Source organism: Geodermatophilus sp. TF02-6 (assembly GCF_003319115.1).
Classification (GTDB): Bacteria; Actinomycetota; Actinomycetes; order Mycobacteriales; family Geodermatophilaceae; genus Geodermatophilus.
Genome location: NZ_QOHF01000014.1, coordinates 36,960 through 54,019, shown reverse-complemented (window position 1 = coordinate 54,019; position 17,060 = coordinate 36,960). Strand labels below are relative to the sequence as shown.

Annotated in this window: 18 protein-coding genes; 11 read left to right on the top strand and 7 right to left on the bottom strand. The window is 74.5% G+C overall.

Features of this window, described 5'->3' with window-relative positions:
- Window positions 1-98 precede the first annotated feature (98 nt).
- The 3 genes from DQ238_RS13930 to DQ238_RS13920 are packed head-to-tail and all read left to right on the top strand — an operon-like array spanning window position 99 to window position 3,381.
- Window positions 99-908: a purine-nucleoside phosphorylase gene (locus DQ238_RS13930; RefSeq protein WP_113781868.1), complete on the top strand. Its 810-nt coding sequence runs from the start codon at window positions 99-101 to the stop codon at window positions 906-908.
- A complete protein-coding gene (locus DQ238_RS13925) occupies window positions 905-1,771 on the top strand; it encodes an NAD(P)-dependent oxidoreductase (protein WP_113781867.1) in 867 nt (288 codons plus the stop codon). Before DQ238_RS13930 ends, DQ238_RS13925 begins: the two co-directional genes overlap by 4 nt.
- Complete coding sequence (locus DQ238_RS13920) at window positions 1,768-3,381, top strand: phospho-sugar mutase (RefSeq protein ID WP_113781866.1); 1,614 nt, start codon at window positions 1,768-1,770, stop codon at window positions 3,379-3,381. Before DQ238_RS13925 ends, DQ238_RS13920 begins: the two co-directional genes overlap by 4 nt.
- Here DQ238_RS13920 and DQ238_RS13915 read toward each other — a convergent pair.
- Complete coding sequence (locus tag DQ238_RS13915) at window positions 3,361-3,795, bottom strand: DUF86 domain-containing protein (RefSeq protein WP_113781865.1); 435 nt, start codon at window positions 3,793-3,795, stop codon at window positions 3,361-3,363. The two genes, DQ238_RS13920 and DQ238_RS13915, sit on opposite strands and share 21 nt — an antisense overlap.
- Window positions 3,785-4,177 (bottom strand): nucleotidyltransferase domain-containing protein, encoded by a 393-nt coding sequence (locus DQ238_RS13910; protein ID WP_113781864.1) that lies wholly within the window; start codon window positions 4,175-4,177, stop codon window positions 3,785-3,787. The genes DQ238_RS13915 and DQ238_RS13910 overlap by 11 nt, the downstream gene beginning before the upstream one ends.
- A gap of 25 nt (window positions 4,178-4,202) precedes the next feature.
- On the opposite strand from DQ238_RS13910, the gene DQ238_RS13905 reads away from it, so the two are divergent.
- The 3 genes from DQ238_RS13905 (at window position 4,203) to DQ238_RS23780 (ending at window position 6,610) form a co-directional block, all read left to right on the top strand.
- Window positions 4,203-4,895, top strand: coding sequence for a haloacid dehalogenase type II (locus DQ238_RS13905; RefSeq protein WP_113781863.1), 693 nt, complete (start codon window positions 4,203-4,205; stop codon window positions 4,893-4,895).
- 192 nt (window positions 4,896-5,087) lie between these two features.
- Window positions 5,088-5,690: a DUF6318 family protein gene (locus DQ238_RS13900; protein ID WP_113781862.1), complete on the top strand. Its 603-nt coding sequence runs from the start codon at window positions 5,088-5,090 to the stop codon at window positions 5,688-5,690.
- A gap of 452 nt (window positions 5,691-6,142) precedes the next feature.
- Entirely contained in the window at window positions 6,143-6,610 is a 468-nt protein-coding gene (locus DQ238_RS23780) for a hypothetical protein (RefSeq protein ID WP_233495952.1), read from the top strand.
- A gap of 106 nt (window positions 6,611-6,716) precedes the next feature.
- On the opposite strand, the gene DQ238_RS13890 is transcribed toward DQ238_RS23780, so the two are convergent.
- The 4 genes from DQ238_RS13890 to upp are packed head-to-tail and all read right to left on the bottom strand — an operon-like array spanning window position 6,717 to window position 8,941.
- Window positions 6,717-7,604 carry a Gfo/Idh/MocA family protein gene (locus DQ238_RS13890; RefSeq protein ID WP_113781861.1) on the bottom strand — a complete coding sequence of 296 codons (888 nt, stop codon included), beginning with the start codon at window positions 7,602-7,604 and terminating at the stop codon, window positions 6,717-6,719.
- A gap of 3 nt (window positions 7,605-7,607) precedes the next feature.
- Window positions 7,608-8,027 carry a type II toxin-antitoxin system VapC family toxin gene (locus tag DQ238_RS13885; RefSeq protein ID WP_113781860.1) on the bottom strand — a complete coding sequence of 140 codons (420 nt, stop codon included), beginning with the start codon at window positions 8,025-8,027 and terminating at the stop codon, window positions 7,608-7,610.
- A complete protein-coding gene (locus tag DQ238_RS13880; protein ID WP_113781859.1) occupies window positions 8,024-8,278 on the bottom strand; it encodes an Arc family DNA-binding protein in 255 nt (84 codons plus the stop codon). Before DQ238_RS13880 ends, DQ238_RS13885 begins: the two co-directional genes overlap by 4 nt.
- Before the next feature lie 39 nt (window positions 8,279-8,317).
- Window positions 8,318-8,941, bottom strand: a complete 624-nt coding sequence (gene upp / locus DQ238_RS13875; RefSeq protein ID WP_113781935.1) for a uracil phosphoribosyltransferase — start codon at window positions 8,939-8,941, stop codon at window positions 8,318-8,320.
- A gap of 158 nt (window positions 8,942-9,099) precedes the next feature.
- On the opposite strand from upp, the gene DQ238_RS13870 reads away from it, so the two are divergent.
- The 5 genes from DQ238_RS13870 to DQ238_RS13850 all read left to right on the top strand — a co-directional run bounded on the left by DQ238_RS13870 (window position 9,100) and on the right by DQ238_RS13850 (window position 15,091).
- Entirely contained in the window at window positions 9,100-9,876 is a 777-nt protein-coding gene (locus tag DQ238_RS13870; RefSeq protein ID WP_199506346.1) for a methyltransferase domain-containing protein, read from the top strand.
- Window positions 9,873-10,868: a deoxyribose-phosphate aldolase gene (gene deoC / locus DQ238_RS13865; RefSeq protein WP_113781933.1), complete on the top strand. Its 996-nt coding sequence runs from the start codon at window positions 9,873-9,875 to the stop codon at window positions 10,866-10,868. The genes DQ238_RS13870 and deoC overlap by 4 nt, the downstream gene beginning before the upstream one ends.
- Window positions 10,869-11,064: 196 nt before the next feature.
- Window positions 11,065-12,519, top strand: a complete 1,455-nt coding sequence (locus DQ238_RS13860; RefSeq protein WP_113781858.1) for an aldehyde dehydrogenase family protein — start codon at window positions 11,065-11,067, stop codon at window positions 12,517-12,519.
- On the top strand, window positions 12,516-13,382 hold the full coding sequence (locus tag DQ238_RS13855; protein WP_113781857.1) for an aldehyde dehydrogenase family protein: 867 nt from the start codon (window positions 12,516-12,518) through the stop codon (window positions 13,380-13,382). Before DQ238_RS13860 ends, DQ238_RS13855 begins: the two co-directional genes overlap by 4 nt.
- A gap of 224 nt (window positions 13,383-13,606) precedes the next feature.
- Window positions 13,607-15,091: a hypothetical protein gene (locus tag DQ238_RS13850; protein WP_113781856.1), complete on the top strand. Its 1,485-nt coding sequence runs from the start codon at window positions 13,607-13,609 to the stop codon at window positions 15,089-15,091.
- Window positions 15,092-15,379: 288 nt separating this feature from the next.
- Here the strand turns inward: DQ238_RS13850 and DQ238_RS13845 are convergent, their stop codons facing one another.
- Window positions 15,380-16,873 carry a DEAD/DEAH box helicase gene (locus DQ238_RS13845; protein ID WP_113781855.1) on the bottom strand — a complete coding sequence of 498 codons (1,494 nt, stop codon included), beginning with the start codon at window positions 16,871-16,873 and terminating at the stop codon, window positions 15,380-15,382.
- Between the last annotated feature and the right edge of the window lie 187 nt (window positions 16,874-17,060).

Sequence of the window (17,060 nt, the reverse complement as noted above, 5' to 3'; positions counted from 1 at the left end):
CCGGAGGACACGCCCGCCGCGGGGCTGCTGGGGTCGGTGTGCCCTCGTGCCGCCGGCAGACGTGGGTCGGCCTCGGTGCGCTGGGTTAGCGTCCGTGCGTGAGCGAGCCCCCCGTGACCGACTCCGCAGACCTCGCCGCCCGGGCGGCCGACGACCTCACCACCGCGCTCGGCGACGGGCACGAGGTGGCCGTCGTCATGGGGTCGGGGTGGGCGCCGGCCGCCGACGCCTTCGGCCCCGCGACGGGCAGCGTCGCCGTCAGCGAGCTGCCCGGCTTCGTCGCGCCGACCGCGGTGGGCCACGGCGGCGAGGTCCGCTCGGTGCGGGTCGGCGGGCGCCGCGTGCTGCTCTTCCTCGGCCGCACCCACCTCTACGAGGGCCGGGGCGTCGAGCCGGTCGTGCACGGGGTCCGGACGGCGGCCGCGGCCGGGGTGCGCACCGTCGTCCTCACCAACGCCGCCGGCGGGCTGGCCCCGGAGCACCGGGTCGGCCAGGCGGTGCTGATCAGCGACCACCTGAACCTGACCGCCCGCTCACCCCTGGTCGGCGCCACGTTCGTCGACCTCACCGACCTCTACTCGGCGCGGCTGCGGTCGCTCGCGCGCGAGATCGACCCGACGCTGACCGAGGGCGTCTACGCCGCGCTGCCCGGGCCGCACTACGAGACGCCGGCCGAGATCCGCATGCTGCGCGCCCTCGGCGCCGACCTGGTGGGCATGTCGACGGCGCTGGAGTCGATCGCCGCCCGCGCCGCCGGCCTGGAGGTGGTGGGGCTGTCGATGGTGACCAACGCCGCGGCCGGCATCACCGGTGAGGCGCTCGACCACCAGGAGGTGCTGGCCGCCGGCAAGGCCGCGGCCGGGCGGCTGGGCGAGTTCCTGGTCGAGTTCGTCGGGCGGCTGCCGTGAGCGGGCCGGTGCTGCTGACCGGCGCGGCCGGGCGGATCGGCACGGTGCTGCGCGGCGGGCTGCCCGAGCGGGGCTGGGCGGTGCGCTCGCTGGACGTCGTCCCGATCGTGGACACCCGGCCGGGCGAGGAGCAGGTCGTCGCCGACGTCACCGACCTGGCCGCGGTGCTGGACGCCGTCTCCGGTGCCGCCGCGGTCGTGCACCTGGCCGGCGTCTGCGGGGAGTCGACCTGGGCGGCGGTCTCGCACGCCAACATCGAGGGCACCTACTGCGTGCTGGAGGCGGCGCGGCGGGCCGGCGTCCCCCGCGTGGTGCTGGCGTCGAGCAACCACGCCACCGGGTTCACGCCGCGGCCGGCCGAGGGGCTGCTGCGCGAGGAGGACGCGCCGCCGCGGCCGGACACCTACTACGGCGTCTCCAAGGTGGCGGCCGAGGCGCTCGGCTCGCTCTACGCCGACCGGTACGGCCTGGACGTCGTCTGCCTGCGCATCGGCAGCGCCTTCCCCGAGCCGACGACGACCCGGCAGCTGGCCACCTGGCTCTCCCCCGGCGACCAGGTGTCGCTGGTCGACGCCGCGCTGCGGGCGCCGGCGCCCGGCTTCGCCGTCGTCTGGGGGGTGTCGGCCAACACCCGCAACTGGTGGGACCTCACCACCGCCCGGGCCCTCGGCTACGACCCGGCCGACGACGCCGAGGTCTTCGCCGACGCGCTGGTCGAGGTGCACGGCGAGCCCGACCCGACCGACCCGGTGCACGCCCGGGTCGGCGGCGAGTACACGACCGCGGAGTTCGACGCCGACCGGTTCGAGACGCGGACGGCGCTGCTCCCGGAGGCCGCACCGGGCAGCGGAGCCGACGGATGAGCATCCTGGAGACGGCCCGCGACTGGGCCGACGCCGATCCGCACCCCGGCGACCGCGCCGAGATCGAGGCGCTCATCGAGGCGGAGAACACCGCCGAGCTCGAGCGCCGGTTCGCCGGGCCGCTGACCTTCGGCACCGCCGGGCTGCGCGGGCCGCTGCGGGCCGGGCCCGCCGGGATGAACGCCGCCGTGGTCACCCGGGCCGCGGCCGGCCTGGGCCGGTGGCTGGCCGACGCCGGGCACGCCGGGGACGGCGTCGTCATCGGGTTCGACGCCCGCCGCCGCTCCGACGAGTTCGCCCGGGTCTCGGCGCAGGTGCTGACCGGGGCCGGGTTCGCCGTCCAGGTGCTGCCGCGGCCGCTGCCGACGCCGGTGCTGGCCTTCGCCGTCCGGCACCTGGGCTGCGCGGCCGGGGTGGTGGTGACCGCCAGCCACAACCCGCCCGGCGACAACGGCTACAAGGTCTACCTCGGCGACGGCGCCCAGCTGGTGCCGCCGGCCGACCGGGAGATCGAGGCGGCCATCGCGGGGGTCGGCCCGGCCCGCGAGGTACCGACGTCCGACGACTGGCTGACCCTCGGGGACGACGTCGAGGCCGACTACGTCGACGCCGTCGTGCGGGCGCTGGGATCCGCCCGGGTGCCCGGCCGCGACCGCCTCGTCGTCGCCTACAGCGCGATGCACGGGGTCGGGGCGGCGACGACACGTTCCGTCTTCGCCGCGGCCGGGTTCGCCCCGCCGGTGGGCGTGCCCGAGCAGGAGCAGCCCGACCCGGCGTTCCCGACGGTCGCCTTCCCCAACCCGGAGGAGCCCGGCGCGGTCGACCTGCTGACCGCGCTGGCCGCGCGGGTCGCCGCCGACGTCGCCGTCGCCGAGGACCCCGACGCCGACCGCTGCTCGGTGGTCTGCGGCGGTCGGCAGCTCACCGGCGACGAGGTGGGCGCGTTGCTGGCCGACTGGCTGCTGCGCCGCGGAGTGCGGGGGACGTACGCGGCGTCCCTGGTCAGCGGCTCGCTGGTGGGTGCGCTGGCCGCGGCGCACGGCGTCCGGTACGCCGAGACGCCGACCGGGTTCAAGTGGATCGTCCGTGCCGGCACGGCCGACGAGCCGTTGGTCTTCGGCTACGAGGAGGCGCTGGGCTACGCGGTCGCCCCGGAGGTGGTGCGCGACAAGGACGGCATCTCCGCCGCGCTCGCCGTCGCGCTGCTGGCCGCGGAGCTCGAGGCGTCCGGTCGCACGCTGCTCGACCGGCTCGACGAGCTGGCTGTCGAGCACGGGCTGTTCGTCACCGGGCAGCTGTCGGTGCGGGTGTCGGACCTCTCCCGGATCGCGGCGGCGATGGCGCAGCTGCGGTCGGCGCCGCCCGTGTGTCTCCTCGGCCGCGGGGTGGCGTTCGCCGACCTGCTCGACGGGACGCCGGCCGTGGACGCCGTCCGGCTGGCCGGCGACGGGGTGCGGGTGATCGTGCGGCCCAGCGGCACCGAGCCCAAGCTCAAGGCCTACCTGGAGGCCGTCGTCCCGGTGGCGGGCGACGTGACCGCGGCCCGGCGCCGGGGGGCCGAGGAGCTGGAGCGGCTGCGCGCGGAGACCTCATCCGCCCTGGGCCTCTGAGGCCTTCTCGAGGAAGGCCAGGACGGACCGGACGAAGTCCCGGAGGTCGTGCAGCTCGCCGAGCTGCGTGACGACGATGGCATCGTCGACGTCGACGTAGCGGTGGACCAGGACGTTGCGGAAGCCGACGGCGTCGGCCATGTGATGCCCCAGCTCGCGCGACACCACCCCGTGCCGAGCCAGGACCAGCATGGCGTCGCGGTTGGTGTTCGGCGGCCCCCACCCCTCGGCGGCGCACACGTGCTGAGCGACGTCGATGCCTGCCTCGACGGCGGTGATGAACAGGTATTTCACGCCACGCAGCCACATCGGGTCCGCTCGGCGCTGCTCGTCCGCGCCGGCCTCGGCGGACAGGTCGGCGATCCGGTCGGTCAGCCAGCGGAGCAGCCGGTGCACCCGCAGCTCATCCACCACGCAGCACCGTCTCCACGAACTCGCGGTGCGCACGGTCGAAGCGGGGCTTCTCGTCGAGGTAGACCTTGCGGGTGGTGGCCTGCCAGCGGACGCGCGCGGGTGGGTCGTCGTCGAAGAGGAGGACGCCCTCCAGCGCCACCCGTCCGGCCAGCTCCAGGGGAGCGCCGTCGAGCACCATGAGGTCGACGTCCGCGGGCAGGTGCGACGCCACCTCGAACGACGGTGGCGCGTTCCGCCCCCACCACGCGGCCACGTCGAGGTCGGAGTCGGGCCGGTGCGTGCCCCGCGCCCGGCTGCCGTGCACGAACCCGAACCGGGCCCCGGCCCGCCGGAGCTCCGCGACGACCTGCTCGGCCAGCGCGGGGTCGACAGCGTCGGTCACCGGCGCAGTGTGCCAGCCTGCACCGATGGACGTCCGCGCGCTGGTCTTCGACGTGTTCGGCACGGTGGTCGACTGGCGCGGCGGGGTGACCCGTGAGGTGCGCCGGTTGCTGGGGCCGTCGGTCGACGCATCGGCCCTGGCCGACGACTGGCGGGGCCGGTACCTGCCGTCGATGGACCGGGTGCGCTCCGGCGAGCTGCCGTGGACGCCGCTGGACGCCCTGCACCGCTCCTCGCTGGACGACGTGCTGGCCGACGCCGGGCTGGCCGCCACGCCTGCCGATGTGCGCGACGAACTCGTGCTCGCCTGGCATCGGCTCGACCCGTGGCCGGACGTGCTACCCGGCATGGGCCGGCTGCGGCGCGCGTTCGTGCTCGCGCCGCTGTCCAACGGCAACGTGGCGCTCATCGTGGACATGGCACGGCGGGCCGGGCTGCCGTGGGACTGCGTGCTCGGCGCCGAGATCGTGCAGCACTACAAGCCCGACCCCGAGGTGTACGACTCGGCGCCGCGGCTGCTGGCGCTGCCGCCGTCCTCGGTGCTGATGGTGGCCGCGCACGTCGACGACCTGGCGGCGGCGCGGTCCCGCGGGCTGCGGACGGCCTACGTGCACCGTCCCGACGAGTTCGGCGGGCAGGTGGTGCCGCCGTCGGAGGACCCGGACGCCGACCTGTCGGTGTCGTCGTTCGAGGAGCTGGCCGTCCGCCTCGGCGCCTGAGCGGCCGCTGCCCTTGCCTTGCCGGCTCTCTCCGTGCACTGCCGGCTCTCTCCGTGCACTGCCGGCTCTCTCCGTGCACTGCCGGCTCTATCGCACCAGCACGGCGCAGGAGACGCCGGCAATGCGATCGGGTGGTTGTCCACAGGGCTACGTGCCTGGTCTGGCCGGTGGTCCGTAGTCTCGCCGAGTCCGGTGATCGACACGGGGGTGGACGACGTGACACGGCGGTGGACCCTGCTCGTGGTGGGCCTCGCGGCCGGGGTGGCCGTGCTGAGCGGGTGCTCGGAGCGGCAGGAGGCCAGCGACACCCTGCCCGAGGCGAGCGCCGGCCCCAGCCCGTCGGAGGCGGAGCTACCGCCGCTGGGCCCGCCGGACCTGCCCATGCCCGACGAGGCCCGCACCCAGGACGCCGCCGGCGCCGAGGCCTTCGTCCGGTACTACATCGAGCTCATCAACCGGACGTCCACCGTCATGGACGCCGCCCCCCTCCTGGAATTGAGCGACCGCTGCGAAGACTGCAACCGAATTGCACAGGCCACGGAAGAAGCCGCGGCCGCTGGCAATGACTTCGAGGGCGGCGACATGATCATCACGGATCTGGGACAGCCGCTCATGAGGGGATCGACCGCGGAGATGACGGTAGGCATCGACCAAGAGCAATTCGTCGTCCTCGACGCCACGGGTCAGCCCACCGAAGGAGGTTCCCCCGCGTATTTCGACGTGTACGGCGGTGCTGCTCTCACCTGGGATGCCAACCGCCAGACGTGGCTCATGACGCAGCTGACATTCGGATGAGACAAGTAGTTGCGCTTGCCGTTGTGGCGGCGGTCGCCGCCACAACGGCTTGGCCAACGAAGGCTTATGCGCGTCCCCATTGTGGCCGCGGCGCATGCCCCGACGTTGGGGCCGTTGATGACGGATTGTCCGTGAGCTACCTGACGTCAACACAGGGCAACACCTATCTAGCCAGCAACGATTCACCAGCTCCCCAGCCCTACCGGTACCGGTTACGGACACCATGCGAAGTCGACACAGCGGCGGGCGATGTGTGCCGTCCCGATGACGACGTGCTGTGTCCTGCACCGCAGGACCGCATCGTTCGGTACGTGGTGATCGAGCAACAACGACTGGTCATCGCCGGCGATCCTGGGGTACCGGAAAGCACAACCACCATCGACGGCACGGATCCAGGGGGAGCCGCGCTAGGCTCGCCTGTGGGCTCGTGGGCTTCACTGAACCGGGCCTGTGTGGACATCACGGCGCTCAACCCGCCGCCGTCCCCGGGTGAGGTGTACCGCTACTTCCAGACCCTGCCGCTGCCGCAGTTGCCCACCAAGCAGCAGCCGCCGGGCAACGCGCTGGTCGGCCTGCCGGTGGTCTTCTACACCGACGGCCCGACGACCCAGACCTTCACCGTCGACATCCGCGGGTTCACCGTCGACATCGTCGCCACCGCCACCGGCTTCACCTGGCGCACCGGCGACGGCACCACCCTCACCAGCACCGAGCCCGGCGCGCCCTACCCGAACCACACGGTCAGCCACGACTACCGCAGCGGCACCTACACCGCCTCGCTGACCACCACCTGGAGCGGCACCTTCAGCATCGACGGCGGGGCCAGCGCCGACGTCCCCGGCACCACGACCACCGACGGCCCGCCGGTCACCTTCACCGTCCTGCAGGCGCACGCGGTACTGACCGACCCCTACGACTGACCCGATCGACGCCCATTGCCCGCTCATCTCGTGCATTGCGCGCTCTGCGGAACGGGCGATGCGGGAGAAGAGCGGGCAATCCGCCGAGGGCAACACCCAGGAGACCTCAGCGCTCGACCTGCTCGCGGCAGCCGGACTCCAGCGCACGCTGCGCCGTCGCCAGCACCGCCACCACGTCCCGGGCGAAGCCGACGTCGCACGGGTGCGTCCCGCCGGTCACCGCCGCCGCGGTCAGCTCGTCGACCGCCACGGTCAACGCCTCGACCGGGTGCTCGGTGTCGGGCAGGAGGACGACGCGGCCGGCGTCCCCGTGCACGAAGAACTCGATCCCCGTCGACATCGGCGCGACGGTGTGCGACAGCGTCACCGTCGACGCCACCCCGGCCGAGTGCTGCAGCACCAGGTGCACGGTGTCGCCGGTACCGGCCCCAGCCAGCACGGAGACCACCGGGCCGAGCGCGGGCACCAGCAGCGAGAGCGCGTGCGGGCCGATGTCCCACAGCGCGCCGTGCTCACGGCGCCACGCCGAGTCGAAGGGGCTGCCGGCCAGGGCGCTGAGCCAGGACCCGGCGCCCCCGGCCAGCCGGGTACGGGCGGCCTGGGCCAGCCAGGTCGACGTCCCGGCCTGGAAGCGGAAGGTGAAGAAGACGACCGAGGCGACGCCCGCCGAGCGCACCGCGGCGACCACCCGGCCGGCCTCGTCGAGCGAGAGCCCGATCGGCTTCTCCAGCAGCAGGTGCCTGCCGGCCGCCGCGGCCTGCTCGGCCAGCTCCACCTGCACCGACGGCGGAACGGCGATCGCCACGGCGTCGACCTGGTCCAGCAGCGCCGCCAGGTCGGAGAAACCGGGGACGTCGAACTCCGCGCCCACCGCCTTGGCCTTGGCCAGGTCGCGGCCCCAGACGCCGACGAGTTCGGCGGTCGGGTGCTCGGCGAGCGCGCTCGCGTGGACCGTCCGCGCCCAGTGGCCGGTGCCGAGCACCCCGAACCGCATGCCTCAGCCCTCCCAGGGGTCGATCAGCGTCAGGCCGAGGTCCTCGAAGTCACGGGTGTTCCGCGTCGCGAGCGCCGCGTCGTGGTGCAGGCAGATGGCAGCGATCTGCGCGTCGGCGATCTCGATCGGTCGACCGAGGCGCTCCCTGGAGGCCATGACGGTCCCGTACCGCTGTGCTGCGGCGCTGTCGAACGGCAGCACTCGGCGTGGGAAGTAGCGATCGAGCAGTCGGTCGACACGGGTTCTGAGTTCGCGACGGCGGCGCCCATCGGGCAATCGAGCGAGCCCGTACTCGATCTCGGCCACGGTCACCGCACTCACGTGCACCTCCCGCACGAGCGGTACGTCCAGCCACTCCGTGACCCGGGCCGCCGGACGGGGGCGCACCAGCTCGGAGATGACGTTGGTGTCGAGGACGATCACTCGTCGAAATCCACGTACCGGGGTTTCCCGGTTCGAGCAGGGATCACCAGTTCATCGGGTTCCACGCCGCCGATCTCGGCGAAGAGGGCATGGATCTTGCTGCCCAGGCCCCGCTCGTCCTCGTGGTCGTCGACCGCGGCGGTGAGGATCTCGCGCACCTCGGCCTCCATCGACCGGCCGTGCCGTGCGGCGCGCACCCGCAGCCGGTCGCGCACCGCGTCGTCCAGACCCCGGATCGTCAACGTCGCCACACCGGCCTCCTCGAGTCGACTGACAGCAACGCTAGCAGTCTAGACAGCCCCGAACTGGCGGTCGCCGGCGTCACCCAGCCCCGGGACGATGTAGGCCTTCTCGTTGAGCCCCTCGTCGACCGACGCGGTGAACACCCGCAGCGGCAGACCGCTCTCCTCCAGCCGGCGCAGCCCCTCCGGGGCGGCCAGCGCGCAGAGCACGGTGATCGAGTCGGCTCCGCGATCGGTGAGCAGGCCGCAGCAGTGCACCAGCGAACCGCCGGTGGCCAGCATCGGGTCGAGGACGAACACCTCCCGGTCGACCAGCGACTCCGGCAGCGAGGCCATGTACGCCTCCGGCTGGAAGGTGACCTCGTTGCGGGCCAGGCCGACGAAGCCCATCTGCGACTCCGGCAGCATCCGGTGCGCGGTGTCGGCCATGCCGAGGCCCGCCCGCAGCACCGGGACGATCAGCGGGGGCGCGGCCAGCCGGTACCCGGTGGTGCCGGCGACCGGGGTGGAGATCGGCTCCTCCGCCACCTGCAGGTCCCGCGTGGCCTCGTACAGCAGCATCTGCGTCAGGTCGCGCAGCGCCGCCCGGAAGTTGGCGTTGTCGGTCCGCTCGTCCCGCATGCGGGAGAGCCGGGCGCGGGCGAGCGGGTGGTCGACGACGGTGAGCTGCACGCGCGACACCGTATCGACCGGGTGGACCCCACCCCACGGCCCGAGCAGGATGGCCCGTGACGACGACCGTGGGGGGCGCGGGAAGTGGCCTGCCCGTCGTCGTCCGGCCCCCCGCGCCCGGGTGGACCACGTCCGTCGGGTCGGGTCGAGGTGCTGCGGTGGGCGAGCTGCGCGGGGCCACCGACATCGGGGCCTACCTCATCAGCACCCGTTCGTCCGACGAGTACCGCGCGATGTTCGCGCTGAGCGACGCCGACCTGCGCGGACGGGTCCTCGACTGTCCCGGTGGCGGCGCCTCCTTCACCGCGGCGGCCCGCGCGCACGGCACCGCGGCGTTCGCGGCCGACCCCGCGTACGCGACCCCACCGCCCGAGCTGGTGGCCCGCCTGGACGCCGAACTGGCCTGCGGCAGCGCCTGGGCCACCGCCAACGCCGAGCGCTACGTCTGGCGCTTCCACGGCGACCCCGCCGGCCACGCCCGGCTGCGGGCCGACTCGGCGGCGACCTTCGCCCGCGACCTGCTCGGCTCCCCGGGCCGGTACGTGGCCGCGGCGCTGCCCCACCTCCCGTTCCGGGACGGCGCCTTCGACCTGGTGCTCTCCTCGCACCTGCTGTTCACCTACGCCGACCGGCTCGACGCGGCCTCCCACGTCGCCGCCCTGCGCGAACTGGCCCGCGTCGGCGCCGAGGTGCGCGTCTACCCGCTGGTCGACCAGGCGGGCCGGACGCTGCCGCAGCTGCTCGACCACGTGCTGGCCGGACTCGACGCCGCCGGGGTGCGCGCCCGCGTCGACGACGTCCCCTACGAGTTCCAGCGCGGCGCCCGCAGCATGCTGCGCCTCCGGTCGGCGTCCTCCCGGCCGGCGGACACCCCACCCGCACGGGTGTGCGGCCCGCGGGCGCCGGATCCGGGCAGGCGAGAATGGCCGGCATGACCCACGTGCTCGACCCCGACGCGCTGTCCGCCGGGGCTCCGCTGCGGCCCGAGCCCCCGGCGCCGTTCAGCGACGTGACGCGGTCCGACGCCGCCCTCCGCGCCTTCCTGCACGGCCTGCCGGGTGTCGACCAGGTCGGCGCCGAGGCGCGGGTCGGCGTGCTCGCCACCCGGTCGATCAAGACCACCGCCAAGGCCTGGGCGATCGACACCGCCATCTCGATGGTCGACCTCACCACGCTCGAGGGCGCGGACACCCCGGGCAAGGTCCGCTCGCTGGCCGCGAAGGCGAAGCAGCCCGACCCCACCGACCCGTCCTGCCCGCAGGTCGCCGCGGTCTGCGTCTACGGCGACCTGGCCGGCGTCGCACGCAAGGCGCTGGAGGGCACCGGCATCCACACCGCCGCCGTCGCCACCGCGTTCCCCAGCGGCCGGGCCAGCCGGGCGGTGAAGCTCGCCGACGTCCGCGACGCCGTGGCGGGCGGCGCGGACGAGATCGACATGGTCATCGACCGCGGCGCCTTCCTCGCGGGCAGGTACCTCGACGTGTACGACGAGATCGTCGCGGTCAAGGAGACCTGCGGGGACGCCCACCTGAAGGTGATCCTCGAGACCGGCGAGCTGGTCACCCTCGACAACGTCCGGCGGGCCTCCTGCCTGGCGATGCTCGCCGGCGGCGACTTCATCAAGACCTCCACCGGCAAGATCTCGCCCGCGGCCACCCTGCCGGTCTGCCTCGTGATGATGGAGGCGGTCCGCGACTTCCGCGCCGCCACCGGCCGCCAGGTCGGCGTCAAGCCCGCCGGCGGTATCCGGACGACGAAGGACGCGATCCGGCACCTGGTGCTGGTCAACGAGGTCGCCGGCCCGGACTGGCTCTCCCCCGAGCGGTTCCGCTTCGGCGCGTCCGGCCTGCTGAACGACCTGCTGTTGCAGCGGCAGAAGCTGCACAGCGGCCACTACTCCGGCCCCGACCACGTGAGTGTCGACTGATGGCCGGGCCCGCGGTCACGGCCGTCCCCCACCCCTCCGGCCCCGACCACGTGAGTGTCGACTGATGGCCGGGCCCGCGGTCACGGCCGTCCCCCACCCCTCCGCCCCCGACCACGTGAGTGTCGACTGATGGCCGGGCCCGCGGTCACGGCCGCCCCCCACCCCTCCGCCCCCGACCACGTGACGGTGGACTGACGTGACGACCGCCCCGCCCAGCCCCTTCGAGTACGCCCCCGCCCCCGAGTCGCGTTCGATCGTCGACATCGCGCCGTCCTACGGCCTGTTCGTCGACGGCGAGTTCGTCGACGGCTCCGGGACGCCGTTCACGACGGTCGACCCGGCCACCGAGGAGGTCCTCTCCGAGGTCGCCGCCGGCACCGCCGAGGACGTCGACCGTGCGGTCAAGGCCGCCCGCCGCGCGTTCACCAGGACCTGGGGCCCGATGCGCCCGGCCGACCGCGGCAAGTACCTGTTCCGCATCGCCCGGCTGCTGCAGGAGCGGGCGCGGGAGTTCGCCGTCCTCGAGTCGCTGGACAACGGCAAGCCGATCCGGGAGTCCCGCGACGTCGACGTCCCCCTGGCCGCGGCGCACTTCTTCTACCACGCGGGCTGGGCCGACAAGCTCGACTGGGCCGGCCTCGGGCCGGGCCCGAGGCCGCTGGGCGTGGCCGGGCAGGTCATCCCGTGGAACTTCCCGCTGCTGATGCTGGCCTGGAAGGTCGCCCCGGCGCTGGCGACCGGCAACACCGTGGTCCTCAAGCCGGCCGAGACCACCCCGCTGACCGCGCTGCTGTTCGCCGAGGTGTGCCGGCAGGCCGACCTGCCGCCCGGCGTGGTCAACATCGTGACCGGCGCCGGCGACACCGGCCGGGCCGTCGTCGAGCACGAGGACGTTGACAAGGTGGCGTTCACCGGCTCCACCGAGGTCGGCAAGTCCATCGCCCGCGCGGTCGCGGGCACCCGGAAGAAGCTGACCCTCGAGCTGGGCGGCAAGGCGGCGAACATCGTCTTCGACGACGCCCCGATCGACCAGGCCGTCGAGGGCATCGTGCTCGGCATCTTCTCCAACCAGGGGCACGTGTGCTGCGCCGGCTCCCGGCTGCTGGTGCAGGAGGACGTCCACGACGAGGTGGTCGCCTCGCTGCAGCGGCGGATCGGCACGCTGCGCCTGGGCGACCCGCTGGACAAGAACACCGACATCGGCGCGATCAACTCGCACCTGCAACTGGCGCGGATCCGGGAGCTGGTGGACATCGGCGAGGCCGAGGGCGCGCAGCGCTGGCAGCCGGCCTGCGAGCTGCCCGAGCGCGGCTTCTGGTTCCCGCCGACGGTGTTCACCGACGTCTCCCCCGCGCACCGCATCGCCCGCGACGAGGTGTTCGGGCCGGTGCTGTCGGTGCTCACCTTCCGCACGCCCGACGAGGCGGTGGCCAAGGCGAACAACACCACCTACGGGCTGTCGGCCGGCATCTGGAGCGAGAAGGGCTCGCGGATCCTGGCGATCGCCGACCGGCTGCGCGCCGGGGTGGTGTGGGCCAACACGTTCAACCGGTTCGACCCGACGTCGCCCTTCGGCGGCTACAAGCAGTCCGGCTACGGCCGCGAGGGCGGACGAGTCGGGCTGGCCGCCTACCTGAAGGAGGCCCGGTGAGCGAGCGGCTCTCGGTCCGCAAGACCTACAAGCTCTACGTGAACGGGGCCTTCCCGCGCTCGGAGTCGGGGCGCACCTACGAGGTCACCGATGCCCGGGGCTCCTTCCTGGCCAACGTCGCCCGCGCCTCCCGCAAGGACGCCCGGGACGCCGTCGTCGCCGCCCGCGCCGCGTTCCCGAAGTGGTCGGGAGCCACCGCCTACAACCGCGGCCAGGTCCTCTACCGGGTCGCCGAGGTGATGGAGGGCCGGTCCGCGCAGTTCTGCGAGGAGGTCGCGGCGCTGGAGGGGCTGTCGACGTCGAAGGCCCGCGCCGCCGTCGACGCCGCCGTCGACCGCTGGGTCTGGTACGCCGGGTGGACCGACAAGCTCGCCGCGGTCCTCGGCGGGGTCAACCCGGTCGCCGGCCCGTACGTCGACTTCTCGCTGCCCGAGCCCACCGGCGTCGTCGCCGTCCTCGCGCCGCAGCGCTCCTCGCTGCTCGGCCTGGTCAGCGTGCTCGCCCCGGTGCTGGCCGGCGGCAACACCGCCGTCGTCGTCACGTCGCGGAACCGGCCGCTGCCCGCGGTCACCCTCGGCGAGGTGCTGGCCACCAGCGACGTCCCCGGCGGGGTGGCCAACCTGCTCACCGGGGACGCCGGCGAGATCGGCCCGTGGCTGGCCGAGCACGACGACGTCGACGCCGTCGACCTCACCGGCGCCCCCGCCGGGCAGGCGATGGAGCTCGAACGCCTGGCCGCCGGCAGCGTCAAGCGGGTGCTGCGCCCACCCGCGGAGGAGCCGGACTGGACCGCGGACCCGGGACTGTCCCGGCTGACGCCGTTCCTGGAGACAAAGACCGTCTGGCATCCGATCGGGCTGTAGACCGGCCCCGTCCAGAGGCTCGCCGCGAGCTTGCGAGCGGTGAGGAGGACGGGGTCCTCCACCTGGCACCCGATGGGGGTCCAGGACCGCCACCCGAGGGTCGAGGCGGTCGTCCGCCGCGGCAAGCGCGCCGGGGACGCCGGGGACGCCGGGGACGTCGAGGCGCCCGGTCCCGGCCTGAACCCCGAGGCGCGACCGCGGCGGGACCGGGCAGGATGAGCCCCGTGGCCCGGCCCAGCATCGTCCCCATCGCCCTCACCGTCGACGACCGCACCGGCTTCACCCTGTGGGCTCCGCCCTGGGAGGAGGACGGCGAGGAGTGGCAGGCCTTCCTCGGCACCTCCGAGGACGACCGGGCCCGCGTCCACCTCTTCCCGACCCCGGCGGCGCTGGCGGCGTTCTGCCGGACCCGCACCGACCACGACCTGGCCGACCACCCGGTCTGGCCGGTCGTCGTCGGCCTGGGCGCGGCCGACCTGACCCCCGACGACGACCACCGCTACGACCTCGACGGCGTCTACGACGTCGCCGCGGAGGACCCGGACCGGTGGGCGGTCGAGGAGCTGGCCGCGACCATCGACGTCGTCACCCGGCTGGCCGAGTGCCTCGACCTCGACGACGACAGCGGTGACGAGGACACCGGCGGCGCGGACGTCGTCGACGAGGACGTCGACGACGAGCTGACCGACGAGGACCTGACCGACGAGGATGAGGAGCGCGACGTCGACGCCGACGTCGACCTGGACCGCCGTCCGGCCGACGTGGTACGGGGTGGGGAGTTCGCGGCGCTGGCCGAGCTGGTCGCCCGCCCGGAGGTCGGCTCGCTCGGTCTGGGGGTGGAGGCGTTCGTCGGCCGCTCCGGGGAAGACGCGTGGGCCGGCGTCGGCGCGGCCCTCGACGACCTGTGGGAGGACGTCCTCGAGGAGCTCGGCGTCCACCTGGACTGGACCGGCGGCGGCACGGTCGGCCTGGACGACTACCCCCCGGCCGAGGAGGACGAGGACGACGCGGCGGACGACGTCGTGGGGGCTGCCCCGGCGGCCCGACCGGCCGGCGGTGCGACGGCGGCCTCCGCGGCGCAGACCCCGGCGTCCCCCGGCGTGAGCACCATCGCGCACCCGGGCCGGGTCAGCGCACCGCCGGCCGAGGTGGCGAGGGCCGCCGCCTTCTGGGAGGCCGTCGGCATCCTGCCGGTCGAGGTCGTCGTCCCGGAGGGCGCCGGTGTGACGCTGCGCTGCTACGTCGAGGACCGGGCCCGCTTCCTCGGGCGGGACGGCGAGGTGTACCTGTTCGCCTCCCCCGCCGACCTCACCCGCTTCTGCGCCGGCGACGAGGACCACGACCTCACCGAGATCGCCTCGTGGGCGGAGGTGGCCGACACCGACACCCCGCCGCTGCCCGCCGAGCAGGACCGCTACGACCTCGCCGAGCTCACCGAGGTGCTCACCGAGGTCGCCGACGGCGCGGCCGGGCTGGTCGCCCACCGGGCGCTGACCCAGCCGGTGGAGGGCGTGCGGGACGTCGCCGAGTACGCCGGGCTGACCCGCGTCGACGAGCTGCTGCATCCGGGCACCCCGCTGGGCCGGGCGGTCGCCCGCGCCGAGCGCGAGCCCGACGCACCGCTGCGCGCCGAGGACGCCGCCGAACTGCGGCGCGCGTGGGACGAGGTCGTCACCCAGGTCGGCGGGGCGCTGGTCTTCCGCGACTGAAGAAGGACCCCCTGCCCCCACCGCTCGCAAGCTCGCGGCGGGGCCCTGCAGGGGGCCGTTCCAGTACGTCACCAGGCTCGCGGCGGGGCCCTGTAGGGGGGTCGCCCCTCCTCCCCGGGTTGATCATGGGGTTGTCGTCGTACGACACGCGTGCGCCGGCGTGTCTGGCGGCGACAACCCCATGATCAACATCAAGACGGGCGGGGACGGGAGCGGTGCACGACCCACGGACGGCAGCGGCCGGCGCCGGGAGACCCGGAGCCGGCCGCTGCCGTCGGTGTCGTGTGCTCAGTCCGAGGAGTCCGCCCAGGAGCGGGGTCGCCGCCCCTGACCCCGGTACGGGCCGGTGCGCCGCTCCCCGCCCCGGCGGTCGGCCCCCGACCGCTCGCCGTGGGACCCGCGGGGCCGGTCGCCGTACGCGCGCTCGGCGGCCGGGCGGTCGCCGTCCCGACGCGGACGGTCCCCGTAGGGCCGGCGCGGCCGGTCGCCGTCCCGCCGCGGACGCCGGCCCGCGTGGGCACCGACCGGCCGGCGCGGCTCGCGCGCCGGCCGCTGAACCGGCTCGACCGGCACGCCGCTGGCGACCAGCTCGGCGATCGGGGCGTCACCCGGGCGGATGCGGGTCACGGTCGGCTCGACCCGGGCCTGGCGGAACCGGCGCTTGGCCTGGCCCACCTGGTCGGGCAGCAGCAGCGAGACCACCACGCCCCCGGCGCCGGCGCGGGCGGTGCGGCCCGAGCGGTGCAGGTAGGTCTTGTGGTCGGCCGGCGGGTCGTAGTGCAGCACCAACGAGACGTCGTCGACGTGGATGCCGCGGGCGGCGACGTCGGTGGCGACGAGCACCGGGCTGCGGGCGTCGCTGAACGCCTCCAGCGCCCGGCGGCGGGCCCCCTGCGGCAGCCCGCCGTGGATGGCCGCGGCCTTCACCCCGGCGTTCTGCAGGTTCTCCGCCAGCCGGTCGGCGCCGAGCTGGGTGCGCACGAAGATCAGCGTGCGGCCCGGGCGCCCGGCCAGCTGCTCGGTCACCGACACCTTGTCGCGGAAGGCGACGCTGTAGGCCAGGTGCTCGGCCGGCGGGGCGGCGTCCCCGGGGCGCTGGACCTCGTGCCGGGCCGGGTCGGTCAGGTACCGGCGGATCAGGGCGTCGACCTCGCCGTCCAGCGTGGCCGAGAACAGCAGCCGCTGGGCGTCGGGGCGGGTCTGGTCGAGCAGCTCCTGCACGTCCGGCAGGAAGCCGAGGTCGGACATGAAGTCGGCCTCGTCGACGACGGTCACGCAGACCTCGTCGAGGGTGCACTCGCCCTGGCCGATGAGGTCCTGCAGCCGGCCGGGGGTGGCGACGACGACGTCGACGCCGCGGCGCAGCTGCTGGATCTGGCGGTACATCGAGGCGCCGCCGTAGACGGTGGTCAGGTGCACGCCGACGGACTGGCCCAGCGGGGCGAGGGCGTCGTGCACCTGCTGGGCGAGCTCGCGGGTCGGCACGAGGACCAGCGCGCGCGGAGCGCGGGGGCCGCGCCGCACGTCCTCGCCGAGCCGGGCGAGCAGCGGCAGGCCGAAGGCCAGCGTCTTGCCCGAGCCGGTCGCGGCCTTGCCGAGCACGTCGCGCCCGGCGAGGGCGTCGGGCAGGGCGGAGGCCTGGATGGCGAAGGGGGTGCGGATGCCGCGCCGCTCCAGGGCGGTCACCAGCTGCTGGGGCAGGCCCAGCTGGGCGAACGTCGGGCCGGTGGCGGTGGGGGTGTCCGTGGTGGTCTGGACGTCGACGGTGTCGAACGTGGTCATGCGGGTGTGGGACTCCGATGCTTCTCGGGCGCGTCCCGTGGTGGTGCGCGGACACCGTCGACCGGCGTCCTCACTGGCGATCACCGACGTCAGGAGACGCGCTGGGATCTGCACGGATGCGCTCATGCCCGGACGGACCGTCCGGGAGGATGACCGGCGAGTGCCGGTCCACCCAGGTTAGCAGCGC

What these genes read in the sequence shown, in the direction of transcription:
- DQ238_RS13905 (WP_113781863.1), top strand. Translation starts at nt 4,203, where the DNA reads ATGGACGTCCGCGCGCTGGTCTTCGACGTGTTCGGCACGGTGGTCGAC.
- DQ238_RS13845 (WP_113781855.1), bottom strand. Translation starts at nt 16,873, where the DNA reads ATGACCACGTTCGACACCGTCGACGTCCAGACCACCACGGACACCCCC.
- deoC (WP_113781933.1), top strand. Translation starts at nt 9,873, where the DNA reads ATGACCCACGTGCTCGACCCCGACGCGCTGTCCGCCGGGGCTCCGCTG.
- DQ238_RS13920 (WP_113781866.1), top strand. Translation starts at nt 1,768, where the DNA reads ATGAGCATCCTGGAGACGGCCCGCGACTGGGCCGACGCCGATCCGCAC.
- DQ238_RS13890 (WP_113781861.1), bottom strand. Translation starts at nt 7,604, where the DNA reads ATGCGGTTCGGGGTGCTCGGCACCGGCCACTGGGCGCGGACGGTCCAC.